The 12,222-nt window shown below is 68.7% G+C and carries 13 protein-coding genes; 8 read left to right on the forward strand and 5 right to left on the reverse strand.

All coding sequences use genetic code 11. From position 1 onward, the window contains the following. Positions 1 to 12: 12 nt before the first annotated feature. Together AC3WRV_RS00765 and AC3WRV_RS00770 are read right to left on the reverse strand one after the other, a co-directional pair. Complete coding sequence (locus tag AC3WRV_RS00765; RefSeq protein ID WP_492311794.1) at positions 13 to 903, reverse strand: alpha/beta fold hydrolase; 891 nt, start codon at positions 901 to 903, stop codon at positions 13 to 15. A 58-nt stretch (positions 904 to 961) separates the two neighbouring features. Then, positions 962 to 1,447: a Fur family transcriptional regulator gene (locus tag AC3WRV_RS00770; RefSeq protein WP_291836325.1), complete on the reverse strand. Its 486-nt coding sequence runs from the start codon at positions 1,445 to 1,447 to the stop codon at positions 962 to 964. A gap of 106 nt (positions 1,448 to 1,553) precedes the next feature. Here AC3WRV_RS00770 and AC3WRV_RS00775 point away from each other — a divergent pair, with 106 nt between their 5' ends. Both AC3WRV_RS00775 and AC3WRV_RS00780 read left to right on the forward strand, forming a co-directional pair. After that, positions 1,554 to 3,587 (forward strand): TonB-dependent receptor, encoded by a 2,034-nt coding sequence (locus AC3WRV_RS00775; RefSeq protein WP_492311795.1) that lies wholly within the window; start codon positions 1,554 to 1,556, stop codon positions 3,585 to 3,587. An 89-nt stretch (positions 3,588 to 3,676) separates the two neighbouring features. Continuing rightward, positions 3,677 to 4,468 carry a SapC family protein gene (locus AC3WRV_RS00780; protein ID WP_291836332.1) on the forward strand — a complete coding sequence of 264 codons (792 nt, stop codon included), beginning with the start codon at positions 3,677 to 3,679 and terminating at the stop codon, positions 4,466 to 4,468. Positions 4,469 to 4,525: 57 nt separating this feature from the next. Here AC3WRV_RS00780 and AC3WRV_RS00785 read toward each other — a convergent pair whose 3' ends face one another. Further along, on the reverse strand, positions 4,526 to 4,933 hold the full coding sequence (locus tag AC3WRV_RS00785) for a hotdog family protein (protein ID WP_291836335.1): 408 nt from the start codon (positions 4,931 to 4,933) through the stop codon (positions 4,526 to 4,528). A 13-nt stretch (positions 4,934 to 4,946) separates the two neighbouring features. After that, on the reverse strand, positions 4,947 to 5,969 hold the full coding sequence (locus AC3WRV_RS00790; RefSeq protein WP_492311796.1) for an NADP-dependent oxidoreductase: 1,023 nt from the start codon (positions 5,967 to 5,969) through the stop codon (positions 4,947 to 4,949). A gap of 317 nt (positions 5,970 to 6,286) precedes the next feature. On the opposite strand from AC3WRV_RS00790, the gene AC3WRV_RS00795 reads away from it, so the two are divergent. Beyond that, entirely contained in the window at positions 6,287 to 6,565 is a 279-nt protein-coding gene (locus AC3WRV_RS00795) for a hypothetical protein (protein WP_291836341.1), read from the forward strand. A 72-nt stretch (positions 6,566 to 6,637) separates the two neighbouring features. Here AC3WRV_RS00795 and phyR read toward each other — a convergent pair whose 3' ends face one another. After that, complete coding sequence (gene phyR, locus AC3WRV_RS00800; protein ID WP_291836344.1) at positions 6,638 to 7,432, reverse strand: anti-anti sigma factor/receiver protein PhyR; 795 nt, start codon at positions 7,430 to 7,432, stop codon at positions 6,638 to 6,640. Positions 7,433 to 7,627: 195 nt separating this feature from the next. Between phyR and nepR the strand changes: the two genes are divergently transcribed. The 5 genes from nepR to AC3WRV_RS00825 all read left to right on the forward strand — a co-directional run bounded on the left by nepR (position 7,628) and on the right by AC3WRV_RS00825 (position 12,210). Continuing rightward, positions 7,628 to 7,816, forward strand: a complete 189-nt coding sequence (gene nepR, locus AC3WRV_RS00805; protein ID WP_291836347.1) for an anti-sigma T factor NepR — start codon at positions 7,628 to 7,630, stop codon at positions 7,814 to 7,816. Continuing rightward, positions 7,813 to 8,418, forward strand: coding sequence for a sigma-70 family RNA polymerase sigma factor (locus AC3WRV_RS00810; protein WP_492311797.1), 606 nt, complete (start codon positions 7,813 to 7,815; stop codon positions 8,416 to 8,418). The genes nepR and AC3WRV_RS00810 overlap by 4 nt, the downstream gene beginning before the upstream one ends. Positions 8,419 to 8,422: 4 nt before the next feature. Next, on the forward strand, positions 8,423 to 10,189 hold the full coding sequence (gene phyK, locus AC3WRV_RS00815; RefSeq protein WP_492311798.1) for a sensor histidine kinase PhyK: 1,767 nt from the start codon (positions 8,423 to 8,425) through the stop codon (positions 10,187 to 10,189). A 38-nt stretch (positions 10,190 to 10,227) separates the two neighbouring features. Next, positions 10,228 to 10,365: an entericidin EcnA/B family protein gene (locus AC3WRV_RS00820; RefSeq protein WP_376859470.1), complete on the forward strand. Its 138-nt coding sequence runs from the start codon at positions 10,228 to 10,230 to the stop codon at positions 10,363 to 10,365. Between the two features lie 186 nt (positions 10,366 to 10,551). Then, entirely contained in the window at positions 10,552 to 12,210 is a 1,659-nt protein-coding gene (locus AC3WRV_RS00825; protein ID WP_492311799.1) for an MFS transporter, read from the forward strand. Positions 12,211 to 12,222: the final 12 nt, after the last annotated feature.

A 12,222-nucleotide genomic window follows, 5' to 3' on the forward strand; every position in this document is an offset into this window, starting at 1 on the left:
GACCGCCCCCTCTCAGACCGCTGCGTCGAACAGGGCGTCGCGGGCGACGTCGGCCTTGAGCATGGGGAAGAAATGGGTGCCGCCGTGCACCGTCTCGACCGTGACATTGGACAGGCCCGGCGGGCTGCGGGTGGGGAAGCAGGTCGAGCCGGCCTCGGCGCGCAGAATGCGGACCGGACGGTCGACCCGTCCCAACGCCCGCCACGGATCATGCGACTGGGCCGCATAGTTGGAGGCTTCCCATTCCGGCGCGCAGGCCAGGACAAAGCCCTCGGGCGTCTCGATCAGACCATCGGCCAGATAGTCGGCGATCATCATCTCGGGCCAGCCGCGGAAGGCCCCCCGGCCCGAATAGGCGGCAAGCGCCTGCTCTCGGCTGTCGAATACGGCGCGGCGCTTGAGGGCGTTCTTCACCAGCGGGATCCGCGAGGCCAGGCGGTCGAACAGGGGCAGCTGGAACAGGGCCACGGTGACGCGGCCCCAGATCACGGGATCCATCAGCACCAGCTCTGACACCCGCTCGGGGCGTTCGGCGGCGGCGAGCAGGGCCGCGGTGCCGCCCATGGAGTGTCCGGCCAGCACCACTGGCGGGCCGTCCAGCGCATCCAGCAGGGCGACGAGGTCATCCCGGTGATCGCTCCAGCCGCGCCGCCCCTGCCGTTCCGTCGGCAGGGTGGTGCGCCCGTGACCGCGCAGGTCCGGGGCCCAGATGCGCAGCGTCCCGGACAGGGGCGCCAGCAGGGTGCGATAGGTCATGGCGTTGAAGCCGTTGGCGTGAACGAAGACCAGGTCCACGGGTCTCTTCGGGTCGCCGAAATCGAGGACCGACATTTCGCCCGCGCCCCACCGGTTGTCGACCGGCAGGCTCAGGCGACGGGGCGGGGAGAGCCGGATCGCGTCCATGCCGCAGAGATAGAGACCCGGGAGCCCGTTTTCCAGAGAAACCGACTTGAAACGGACGTCAGCCGGCGACGCGGCAGGCCGGGCACCGGCCGTGGGCCTCGATCGTGGTGCGCTCGATGACGTAGCCGGCGGCGCCCGCGGCCCGGTCCAGCCCCTCGGCGACCGTGGCGGAGACCTCCTCGGTCGCGCCGCAACAGTCGCAGATCAGGAAGGCGGCCGCATGGTCCGCCGAGCCCGAGGAACAGGCGACATAGGCGCTGATCGAGGCGATACGGTGGGCCAGGCCCATGCGCTCGAGAAACTCGAGCGCGCGATAGACGGTGGGCGGCTTGGCCGGCTGACCGTCCTCGCCGAAGCGCGCGATCAGGTCGTAGGCCTTCACCGGCTCGCCCGCCGCAAGCAGCAGTTCCAGCACCCGCAGGCGGGCCGCGGTCATGCGTTCGCCCTCGCCCGTCAGACGCGCGTCCGCGGCTGCCAAGGCCAGGGCCACGGTCGAGGCGGACGGCGGACCGTCATGATGATGGTGATGGCAGGTGTCGCCCATGACTGAGAGCTAATCCTTCCCCCGCCCCGCCGCAACCGCATCCCGCTTGACTTCGTGTGATGTTATCTCATAACACTCACAGAATCCTCCCCTCCGAGTCCTCTCCATGACCCTCGCCGCCGTCTCCCGCGCCGCCCTCCTGACCGCCCTCGGCTGGAGTGCGCTGGCGGGCGCCGCCTCCGCCCAGAACGGGCCTTCGGCGCCCCGGCAACCGGTGGCGGAGCTGGACGAGGTGGTCGTGACCGGGGCGCCCTTCGGCATCAGCCAGCGGGCCACCACCATCGCCACGACCGTTCTGACCGAGGAACAGCTGGCCCAGGCGCCGGCCGCCTCGCTGGGTGACCTGGTCAACGGCCTGCCGGGCGTGCGCTCGACCGACTTCGCGCCCGGCGCCAGCCGCCCGGTGATCCGCGGCCTGTCGGGCCCGCGCGTGCAGGTGCTGACCAACGGCATCGGCCTGATCGACGCCAGTTCGGTCTCGCCCGACCACCAGGTGGCCACCGATCCGGCCGAAGCCAATCGCATCGAGATCGTGCGCGGCCCGGCGACCCTGGCCTACGGCGGCACCGCCATCGGCGGGGTGGTCAATGTGCTGGACGGCCGCATCCCGGACGCCCTGCCCGACGGCGTGGACGGCATGGTCTCGACCCAGGCCTCCAGCGTCGATGACGGCTGGTCGGCTTCGGGCCGCGCCACCTTCGCGCTCGGCCCCGTCGCCGTGAACGTGGAGGGGGTGAAGAAGGACGCCTCGGACTACGACATCCCCTCGCCCGCCATCTCGCAGCGTCTGGCCGACGCCGAGGGCGTCGCGCGCGGTGACGGCGGCACGCAGCCGAACAGCTTCTCGCAGCTGGAAAGCTGGGGCCTGGGCGCCTCCTACATCGGGTCGCGCGGCCATATCGGCGCGTCATACAAGGACCTGTCCTCGACCTACGGCACCGTGGCCGAGCCGGACGTCTTCATTGAGCTGAAGCAGACCCGCGAGGACGTGCGCGGCGAGCTGCGCTTCGACGGCGGCCCGTTCCAGGCGGTGCGCGGCTCAGCCGGCCACGCTGAGTACACCCACACCGAGTTCGAGGGTCCTGGCGAACCGGGCACTATCTTCAACTCCGACGGCCAGGAAGGCCGTATCGACCTGGTCCAGCGCACCCGCGACGGCTGGAACGGCGCGATCGGGGTGCAGGCCCTGTCGCGCACCTTCGAGGCCATCGGCGATGAAGCCTTCGTCCCGTCCAGCAAGATCGAGGAGACCGGGATCTACACGGTCCAGCGCCTGGACCGCGACGGCTGGGGCCTGGAGGGCGGTCTGCGCTACGACCGGCGCAGCCTCGCCGCCAACCCGCTGAACGGCGACCCGCGCGTCGACCGCAGCTTCGACAACTGGTCCGGTTCGGCGGCGGTCTTCGTCCGCCCGACGCATGACCTCTTCCTGGGCCTCAGCCTGGCGCACAACGAGCGCGCGCCTTCCGAGGTCGAGCTGTTCGCCGACGGCCTGCACATCGCCACGGCCGTCTACGAGACCGGCGACCCGACGCTGGACAACGAGAAGGTCTCCACCATCGAGGGGACCGTCCACTATGACGCCGGCAGGTTCCGCGGCGACCTGCACGTCTATGCGTCCAAATACGACGGCTTCATCGACGAGCGCGACACCGGGGCAACCTTCGTCGACGACGGCGAGGAATTCCCGATCTTCCAGTTCGTCCAGACCGGCGCGAAATTCCGCGGCTTCGAGGCCGAGGCCGAGTACGAGCTGTGGAGCTCGGGCGACCGGGCGCTGTCGCTGCAAGGCGCCGCCGACTATGTGCACGCCGAGACCGACGTCGGCCCCGCCGCCCGCATCCCGCCATACAGCGTGACCGGCCGTCTGGCCTGGACCTCCACCCCCTTCGACGCGACCTTCGAGGTCCGCCACGTGGGCGAGCAGGACCGTCTGGCCGAGTATGAGCTGGGCACGGACGGCTACACCCTGGTCAATCTGTCGGGCGTCTGGCGGCCGTTCAGCGACCGCAAGGTCTCGATCTTCGCCGAGGGCCGCAACCTGACGGACGAGGAGGCCCGCGAGCACGTCAGCTTCCTGAAGGACATCGCGCCCCTGCCCGGCCGAAACCTCCGCGTGGGGGTGAGCTACAGCTTCTAGACGAACCTGGAAGGCGAGCCGGTTTGCCGGTCTCCCATCTCTGGGCTAGAAGGCCCGCCTTCCTCTTTTTTCCAGAGCTGACCGCGTCCATGACCGACACCACCGCCCAGACCGCCGGCCTGTCCGGAAACGTCCTCTTCTACAGCCAGCCCGAACCCCTGTCGGTCGAGGCCCACGGCACGCTGGGCGTCGATCCGGTCGATCGGCCCTACGCCTTCACCGCCGTCACCAACCTGGTGCCGCTGACTGTGACCGAGTTCGCTCCGGCCGCCCTGTCCTATCCGGTCATCTTCGTCGGCGAGGCCAAGCAGCCGGTCGCCGTAATGGGCCTGCGCCCGGCCGAGAACCTGTATGTCAGCGAAGAGGGCGACTTCCGCCCCGAGGCCTACATCCCGGCCTATGTGCGCCGCTATCCGTTCGTCTTCGCCAACGACGACACCCAGAAGCGCCTGATCCTGTGCGTAGACCGCGCCGCCCCCTTCCTCAAGGAAGCCGGCCAGACCCCGCTCTTCGTCGATGGCCAGCCGTCGCCGTATACGCAGCAGGCCATGGAGTTCTGCAACAATTTCGAACAGGAGCGTCAGCGCACCGAGGCCTTCGTCGCCCTGCTGACCGAGCTTGACCTGTTCGAGACCAAGGAAGCCGTCTTCACCCCGCGCAATCCGGACGGCACCGCCGCCGAGCCGCAGAAGCTGGCCGAGTATTTCGCCATTTCGGAAGACAAGCTGAAGGGCCTGTCGCACGAGAAGCTGGCCGAACTGCGCGACAACGGCGCCCTGGGCCAGATCTACGCCCACCTGGTGTCGCTGCTGGGCTGGGATCGCCTGATCGCCATGGCCTTCCAGCGCGCCGCGCAACAGCCGGCCGCCGCCAACGCCTGAGCGTCCATCCGGACTTCAGAATGAGAAGGCCCCGCCGGCGACGGCGGGGCCTTTTTCTTATCGACGCGCCAGAAGCGAGCGGGTCAGGCAGGAGAAGATCAGCCGTCCCGCCTCGTCCAGCATGTCGTGCTGGGCGATGACGATGCCCTTCTCGTCCCCTACCGGATCCTTGCCCATGACGGTCATGCGGCCGCGCATCAGCTCGCCGGCGGGCGGGTTGCGCATGTAGCGCAGGCCGTCGACCGCCAGCACCTTGGACTGGGCCCAGCCCGCCGCCTTGTCGGCGAACAGTCGACTCCATAGGGCGTAGACCATGGCGTCGGGCGCGCCATAGGCTGGATCCCAGCCCGGGAGGAAGCGTTCGATGAACACCTCCATCGCCGCCTGGTCGACCATACAGGCCCCCAGCGGCACCACCTCGCCGACGCCCAGATCTTCGAAATGGACGTGCAGGGGTTCGGTCATCCGGGGCGCTCCGTCAGGCGGCCGGTTCTTCCGACACCCGAACCAGCAGCTTGCCGTCGTGATCGCCGGTGAACAAGCGGTTCAGCGAGTCGAGCGCGCCTTCCAGCCCGTCATCGACATGAACCTTCCACTTCACCCGGCCGTCGGCCAGCATCGGACCGACCTCGGCCACCATCTCCTTGCCGCGATGGCCGTAGTCGAGGACCAGGAAGCCGCGCACGTCGAGCCGGTGGGTGATCAATCGGCTGAAGTTCGGCGACGGCGGCATGCGGGTGGCGTTGTAGGACGAGATCAGGCCGCAGACGGCCATGCGGCCATGGATCTTCAGACGGTTGAAGACGGCGTTCATGATGTCGCCGCCGACGTTCTCGAAATTCATCTCGAAGCCGTCGGGAGCCAGGCGGTCCAGGGCGTCGCCCACGTCTTCGTTCTTGTAATCGATGGCGGCGTCGAACCCGAGATCCTCGGTCAGCCAGCGGCATTTCTCGGCCCCGCCGGCGATGCCGATGACCCGCGCGCCGCGCGCCTTGGCGATCTGGCCCGCGATCGAGCCGACGGCGCCGGCGGCGGCGGAGATGACGATGGTCTCGCCCGCCTGCGCCTTCAGCACGTCGGTGACGCCCGCCCAGGCGGTCAGGCCGGTCATGCCCAGCACCGACATGTTGGCGGTCAGCGGCAGGCCCGGCGCACGATGGGCCCGCGACGCCGCGGCGTCGGGAATGACCGCATAGTCGGCCCACCCGCCTGCGGCGGTGGTGACCACGTCGCCCACCTTGAAGCGCTCCGACCGGCTTTCCTCGACCACGCCCAGCGTCAGGCCGCGCATCACGCCGCCCAGCGGCACGGCGGGCAGATAGCCCTCGGCCTCGTTCATCCAGGTGCGGTTGGTCGGGTCCAGCGACAGATAGACGGTGCGGACCAGGATCTCGGAATCCTTCAGGTCGGGCAGGGTCGCCTCGACCAGCTCCAGATCGCCGGGCTGGATCAGGCCCTTGGGCCGCTGACGCAGCACCCACTGACGGTTGGTTCGAGCCATGGGATGTCCCTCCGGGTTTTCTTTCTGGACCCACATAGTGGCGACAGCCGCGCGACTGTCCAGACGGCGCAAAGAAAAAGGCGGACCGCAGAGGGTCCGCCCGAAGTGGCATCATCGAGAATGAGGCGCGGAGGCGACAGACTGGCTGTGGCCAGTCCTAAGTCGGGGGGGCGTCGCCGCCTCCGCAGACTGATAACGGGGTCTCCTGAATGGGGTTCCGGAGCGCTTCGGATTTATTTCGCCTTTCGAGCGAGACCGGAACAGCGGCGCCGACCGCCGCGTTGAACAGCCGACCCATTGACCATCGGGAGGCCGTCATGACCCATGAATCCCCACACGACAAATCCGCCGACGCCGTCCACGAGGGCCGTCCCGTAGAGGCCCAGTATGTCCGGGGCGGCCGGGGCGGCGTGCGCATTCTGACCCTGCTGATCGTTTCCGCCGGCGCGGCTGCGATCCTGCTGCTGGGCATGTGGTTCGTCAGCAACGGCGGCTTCGAACGCACCAACGCCAACAACGGCGAGCAACCCGTCGACTCCCAGGCCTTCAACCGGGAGGCCGCCGCGCCCCCGACCGCTTCCGCTCCGGCTCAATAGCGGAAGCCCCAACGACAAAGGCCCCGGTCGCGAGACCGGGGCCTTTCTTCATGCGTCAGAAGGCGGAAACGGTCAGGCCGCTTCCCGTTGGCGCGAAGGATGGAAGAACAGCGCCTGGCTGATCGCCGCCTTCACCGTCTCCGGCTGGAAGGGCTTGGTGATCAGGAAGGTCGGCTCCGGCCGCTCGCCGGTCAGCAGACGCTCGGGGAAGGCGGTGATGAAGATCACCGGCACATCGATCCGCTTGAGGATGTCCTTGACCGCGTCGATGCCCGACGAGCCGTCAGCCAGCTGGATGTCGGCCAGCACGAGACCCGGACGATGACGCGACACCGCGTCGACCGCTTCGTCGTGGGTGGTGGCGGTTCCGGTGACACGATGGCCCAGCTCCTTCACCAGGCTTTCGATGTCGGCCGAGATGATGGCCTCGTCCTCGATGATCAGGACATCGGTGGCCAGTTCGGCGTCGATGTCCGACTGGGCTTCCGAGATCAGGCGCTCGACGTCCTGGGCGTCGGCGTCAAGGATCTGGGCGGCTTCCGAAGGGGTGAAGCCTTCAAGGGCGGTCAGCAGGAAGGCCTGGCGCGACCGGGGCGCGATGCGCATCAGGCGGCCCGTGGGATCGTCGCGGCCTTCGATGCCGCTCTTGTCCTCCAACTGGGCGCCGGTCGAGGTCCAGATGGCGTGGAACACATGATAGAGAGCGACGCGAGGCGTCATCTCGGTCGGCAGTTGGCGCTCGCCGGCGGCGAGGGCCTCCAGCGCGACGCGGACGTAGTTGTCCCCAGTGGTTTGATCGCCGGTCAACGCGCGAGCGTAACGGCGGACATAGGGAAGATGCGGCGCAAGGCGGGCCAGCAGGCTCATACTCGAAGTCCCCGACATAGGTTTGCAGGCCCCCGGAAACGGGACCGCAGCAATCGATGGAAACGTATCAAATCAGTCACGGTTCCCGAACGCGAAAGAAAGCTTGAGCATATTTCGGTTCCATCCCCGGAACCCGAAACCGGGGGTGGCGTTTCCCGCTTCTACAATAGCGTCTGGGTGGCGATTTTTTTTACAATGACAGACAAATCCAACCCTCCGGGGAAACCGGCCAAGGACGGAGCCGGCCTCGAGGAGGCTCGCCTGCGTCAGCAGGCTATCGGCGTGAAGCTGAGGCATATGTTCGATGAGGTCGTGAACGAGCCCGTCCCGGACGAATTTCTCGACATTCTGAGGCGCGCCGACGAGCGCGGGAGCGGCGCATGAGCGGCACGAACCCGCCGCCCAAGCCCCCTTCGGCTGACGACAACGCCTTCAAGAAAGAGCTGGTCGCGCTGATCCCGCATCTGCGTGCGTTCGCCCGCACCCTGACCGGTGATCCGACGGCGGCCGACGACCTGGCGCAGGACGCCATGATGAAGGCGTGGGACGCCCGCGCCAGCTATCAGATGGGCACCAACATGAAGGCCTGGACCTTCATGATCCTGCGTAACCAGTTCTATTCCGAGAAACGCCGATCCTGGCGCCAGTCGCAGCTGGACCAGGAAGCCGCCGAGCGGACCCTGGTGGCCGTGGACGATCCGGAATCCCCGGTCGCGCTGGACGAACTGCGCCTGGCCCTGGCCACCCTGCCCGAGGAACAGCGCGAGGCGCTAATCCTGGTCGGCGCCGGGGGCTTCGCCTACGAGGAGGCCGCCGAAATCTGCCAGTGCGCTGTCGGCACGGTCAAAAGCCGCGTCTCCCGCGCCCGCAAGGCGCTTCAGGCCACGCTCGAGAAGGGCGGCTACGCCCGCGACGGCCGCGCCGCCGGCGACGCCATGCGTTCCATCCTGGCCGCCGCCGACCGCTTGAGCAGCGTCCGGAACTGATCCGGTGCGGATCGGGCGCGCACTGGGCAGGGGGCTGGCTCAGCCGAAATTCCAGGGCATCCGCTTCCGATTGGGCGTCGCCCTGGCCCTTGCCCTGCTGCCCATCCTCCTGCTGGGCGCCTTCCAGGCCCAACAGCAGTTCCGTCTTCAGGACACGGAGCGGCGGCAGGACCTGCAACTGGCCGCCGAACGCACGGCCGCCAGCGCCAAGGCGCGGCTGGACAGCACCAGCGTCCTGCTCCAGGCGCTGCGGCCCGAGGCGCTGGAGCTGTTCTGCGAACCCCGGCTGACGGCGCTGGTCGACCGGCTGGACGACCTTGACGGCCTCGCCCGGCTGAGCTCCACCGGCTACACCGCCTGCGCTTCGCAAGCGCTCGGCGCCTCGCCGCCGCCCTGGCTGATCGACGCCCGCCGCAGCGCCTGGTTCCAGCGCCTGCGGGCCGGCGAGAACACGGTGCTGGCCCGCGCGCCCGCCGCGCCGGGACGACCGCCGGGACTGATCGTCGCCCTGCGGCTTGAACGGCCCCTGGGCGCCTTCGACGGCGCCATGATCGCGGTCATCCCCCTCGCCTCCCTGCAGCCGGACGTCGCCGACGCCGCCCTGCCCGAGGGGTCCCAGGCCGCCCTCACCGATGCGCAGGGCCGCATCCTGACGGCCACGGATGTCGACGCCTTCACCCTGACCGGCGACCAGAGCCTGCTCGGCTGGGTCGATCGCGCCCGCACCCAGGGCTCGTCCATCTTCGAGGGCGATTCCGACGGTCGGCGCCGGGTCTTCGCCGGCGCGGCCCTGGCCGGACGCGACGTCTACGCCCTGCTGTCGGCGCCGTCGCCGGGCCTGCTGTCATGGGCGCGCCTGAACCCGGTCGGCCTGCTTCTGATGCCCCTGGCCGCCTGGCTGGCCGCCTTCGTCTCGGTTATGCTGTTCAGCGAGCGCATCGTGGTGCGCTGGCTCGACTATCTGGAACGGATCGCCGCCATCTACGCCCGCGGCCGCTTCTCGGTGCGTCCCGTCCAGGCGGTCAATGCGCCGTCAGAGATCCGCGTGCTGGCCAAGACCCTGGACGAACTGGCCGAGACCATCACCACCCGTGACGCCGCCCTCTTGGCCTCGGTCGAGGAAAAGGACGCGCTGATGCGCGAGATCCACCACCGGGTGAAGAACAACCTGCAGATCATCTCGTCCCTGCTGTCGATGCAGCAGCGGGCCCTGAAGGACGAACCAGCCAAGGCGGCCGTGGGCGACACCCGCCAGCGGATCGCGGCCCTGGCCCTGATCTACCGCACCCTCTACCAGAGCGACGACCTGCGCTATGCGGACGCCCGCATCTTCCTGACCGAACTGGTCGGCCAGCTGATCGCCAGCGAGAGCGGGCGCGGCCATCTGGTCACCTCGTCGGTGGAGGCGGATTCGCTGGTCGTCGATCCCGACAAGCTGGCTCCACTGGCCCTTTGGCTGGTCGAGGCGGTGACCAACGCCCAGAAACACGCCTTCGCCGGCAGAGGCGGCGACCTGAAGGTCCGTTTCCGAGTGCAGGGCGACCAGAGCGTCCTGGAGGTGCAGGACAACGGACCGGGCGTCAGCGAGACGGAACGCGCCGGCGTGGGGCGCACCCTGATGGGCGCCTTCGCCAAGCAGCTGCGCGGAGAGGTCGAGATGCTGCCGGCCGAGGGAGGCGGCACGATCGCCCGCATGACCTTCGCCACGCCCGAGGCCGTGGTCCCTGTCGATCCCGCCGACCTGGGAACCCCCAAAGCCCCGCGACGTTGATACGGCAGACGCCTCCCCGGCCTCATGGAGTTGAACCGATGCGCAAGATTTTCATTCTGGTCGCCGCCGCCGCCGCCCTGACCACCGCCGCCTGCAACACGGTGTCCGGCGTGGGCCGTGACGCCTCCGCCGCCGGCAACGCCGTCACGGGCGCTGCGGAAGAAGCCAAGAACTAAACCCGTTTCGAGTTCCCGGATGCGGTTCCCCCGACCCGCGATCCGGTTGAAAGAGGCCCGCCGGTCCCCCCACCGGCGGGCCTTCGCCTGTCTGGCCCGCCGCTTCCCGCTTGCGCCCGGCGCGGCGCGCTCTAGCATCGCGCCGAAGCGTCCATAGACGACGCTCACGACGCGGGGAGGCGTTGGATGACGCAAGCGGTTGAAACCCGGGATGGACCGGGCCTGAAGACGGTCGTGGGCGCCTCAGCGGCGGGCACGGCGTTCGAGTGGTACGACTTCTTCGTCTTCGGCTCCCTCGCCACCGTCATCGCCAAGCATTTCTTCGCCGATGCGGGCGAGACCGTCAGCTACATCATGGCCCTGCTGACCTTTGGCCTGGGCTTCGTGGTGCGCCCCCTCGGCGCCCTGGTGTTCGGCTGGTTCGGCGACCGCACCGGACGCAAGACCACCTTCCTGGTGACCATCACCCTGATGGGGGTGGCGACCGTCGCCATCGGCCTGCTGCCGGACTACGGGACCATCGGCATCGCCGCGCCGATCCTGCTGCTGATCATGCGCATGCTGCAGGGCTTCGCCCTGGGCGGCGAGTACGGCGGGGCCGCCATCTACGTCGCCGAACATTCGCCGCCGAAGAAGCGCGGCCTGCTGACCGGCTGGATCCAGACCACCGCGGCCATGGGCCTGATCGGCGCCCTGGCGGTCATCCTGACGACGCGCGCCCTGGTCGGGACCGAGGCTTTCGACGACTGGGGCTGGCGCATTCCCTTCCTGCTTTCGGCCCTGCTGCTGGCGGTGTCGCTGTGGATCCGGCTGAAGCTGAACGAGAGCCCGGCCTATCAGCGCATGGAGGCGGAGTCTGGCGAGAACCGCGCGCCCTATCGCGAGGCCTTCTTCCAGTGGGGCAACGGCCGCTTTGTCCTGATCGCCCTGTTCGGGATCATGATCGCCCAGGGCGCGGTCTGGTACTGCGGGTATTTCTACACCCGTTTCTTCATGGAGAAGGTGCTGAAGGTCGATACGAACACGGTCGATCAGCTGGTGCTGATGGTCACCGTAGCCTCGGCCTTCCTCTACATCTTCTTCGGCTGGCTGTCGGACAAGATGGGGCGCAAGCCGGTCATGCTGTTCGGGATGATCCTGGCGCTGGTCGCCTTCTTCCCGGGCTTCCACGCGCTGACCCGCGCCGCCAATCCGGCGCTTGCGGAGGCCCAGGTCTCCAGCCCGGTGACCGTCGTGGCCGACCCCGCCGACTGCAACCTGCTGTTCGATCCGATCGGGAAGGCGGTCTTCTCCAGCTCCTGCGACATCGCCCGCATCGCCCTGTCCAACGCCGGCGTCCCCTATGAGACCGTCGACGCTCCAGCCGGCGCGCCGGCTGTGATCCGGGTCGGCGACGCCGAGGTCGCCTCGATCGATGGAAGCGCCATGGCCCCGGCCGCGCTGAAGGCGGCGCGCGCGGACCTCGAGGTCCGCGCCAAGGCCGCCCTGACCGCCGCCGGCTATCCGGCCAAGGCCGATCCGGCGCGGATCAACATGCCGCTGACCTGGGCCATCCTGATGATCTTCATGGTCGCGGCCTGCGCCCTGTACGGCCCCCAGGCCGCGGCGCTGGTCGAACTGTTCCCGACCCGGGTGCGCTATACGGCGATGAGCCTGCCCTACAACATCGGCACCGGCTGGGTCGGAGGGCTGCTGCCCGCCGCCAGCTTCGCCCTGGTGGCGGCGTCGGGGAATATCTATTTCGGCCTCTGGTACTCGGTCGCCTTCACCGTCGTGGCGGTCATCGTCAGCCTGATCTGGCTGCCGGAGACAAAGGGCCGCGACCTGGACACGATCGAGACCTGACGCGTTCCCTCC

It is taken from the genome of Brevundimonas sp. EU05-FHT14B11 (genome assembly GCF_058790835.1).

What these genes read in the sequence shown, in the direction of transcription:
- phyR (WP_291836344.1), bottom strand. Translation starts at nt 7,432, where the DNA reads ATGAGCCTGCTGGCCCGCCTTGCGCCGCATCTTCCCTATGTCCGCCGT.
- AC3WRV_RS00785 (WP_291836335.1), bottom strand. Translation starts at nt 4,933, where the DNA reads ATGACCGAACCCCTGCACGTCCATTTCGAAGATCTGGGCGTCGGCGAG.
- AC3WRV_RS00795 (WP_291836341.1), top strand. Translation starts at nt 6,287, where the DNA reads ATGACCCATGAATCCCCACACGACAAATCCGCCGACGCCGTCCACGAG.
- AC3WRV_RS00790 (WP_492311796.1), bottom strand. Translation starts at nt 5,969, where the DNA reads ATGGCTCGAACCAACCGTCAGTGGGTGCTGCGTCAGCGGCCCAAGGGC.
- AC3WRV_RS00825 (WP_492311799.1), top strand. Translation starts at nt 10,552, where the DNA reads ATGACGCAAGCGGTTGAAACCCGGGATGGACCGGGCCTGAAGACGGTC.
- AC3WRV_RS00780 (WP_291836332.1), top strand. Translation starts at nt 3,677, where the DNA reads ATGACCGACACCACCGCCCAGACCGCCGGCCTGTCCGGAAACGTCCTC.
- AC3WRV_RS00775 (WP_492311795.1), top strand. Translation starts at nt 1,554, where the DNA reads ATGACCCTCGCCGCCGTCTCCCGCGCCGCCCTCCTGACCGCCCTCGGC.
- AC3WRV_RS00820 (WP_376859470.1), top strand. Translation starts at nt 10,228, where the DNA reads ATGCGCAAGATTTTCATTCTGGTCGCCGCCGCCGCCGCCCTGACCACC.
- AC3WRV_RS00765 (WP_492311794.1), bottom strand. Translation starts at nt 903, where the DNA reads ATGGACGCGATCCGGCTCTCCCCGCCCCGTCGCCTGAGCCTGCCGGTC.
- nepR (WP_291836347.1), top strand. Translation starts at nt 7,628, where the DNA reads ATGACAGACAAATCCAACCCTCCGGGGAAACCGGCCAAGGACGGAGCC.
- AC3WRV_RS00810 (WP_492311797.1), top strand. Translation starts at nt 7,813, where the DNA reads ATGAGCGGCACGAACCCGCCGCCCAAGCCCCCTTCGGCTGACGACAAC.
- AC3WRV_RS00770 (WP_291836325.1), bottom strand. Translation starts at nt 1,447, where the DNA reads ATGGGCGACACCTGCCATCACCATCATCATGACGGTCCGCCGTCCGCC.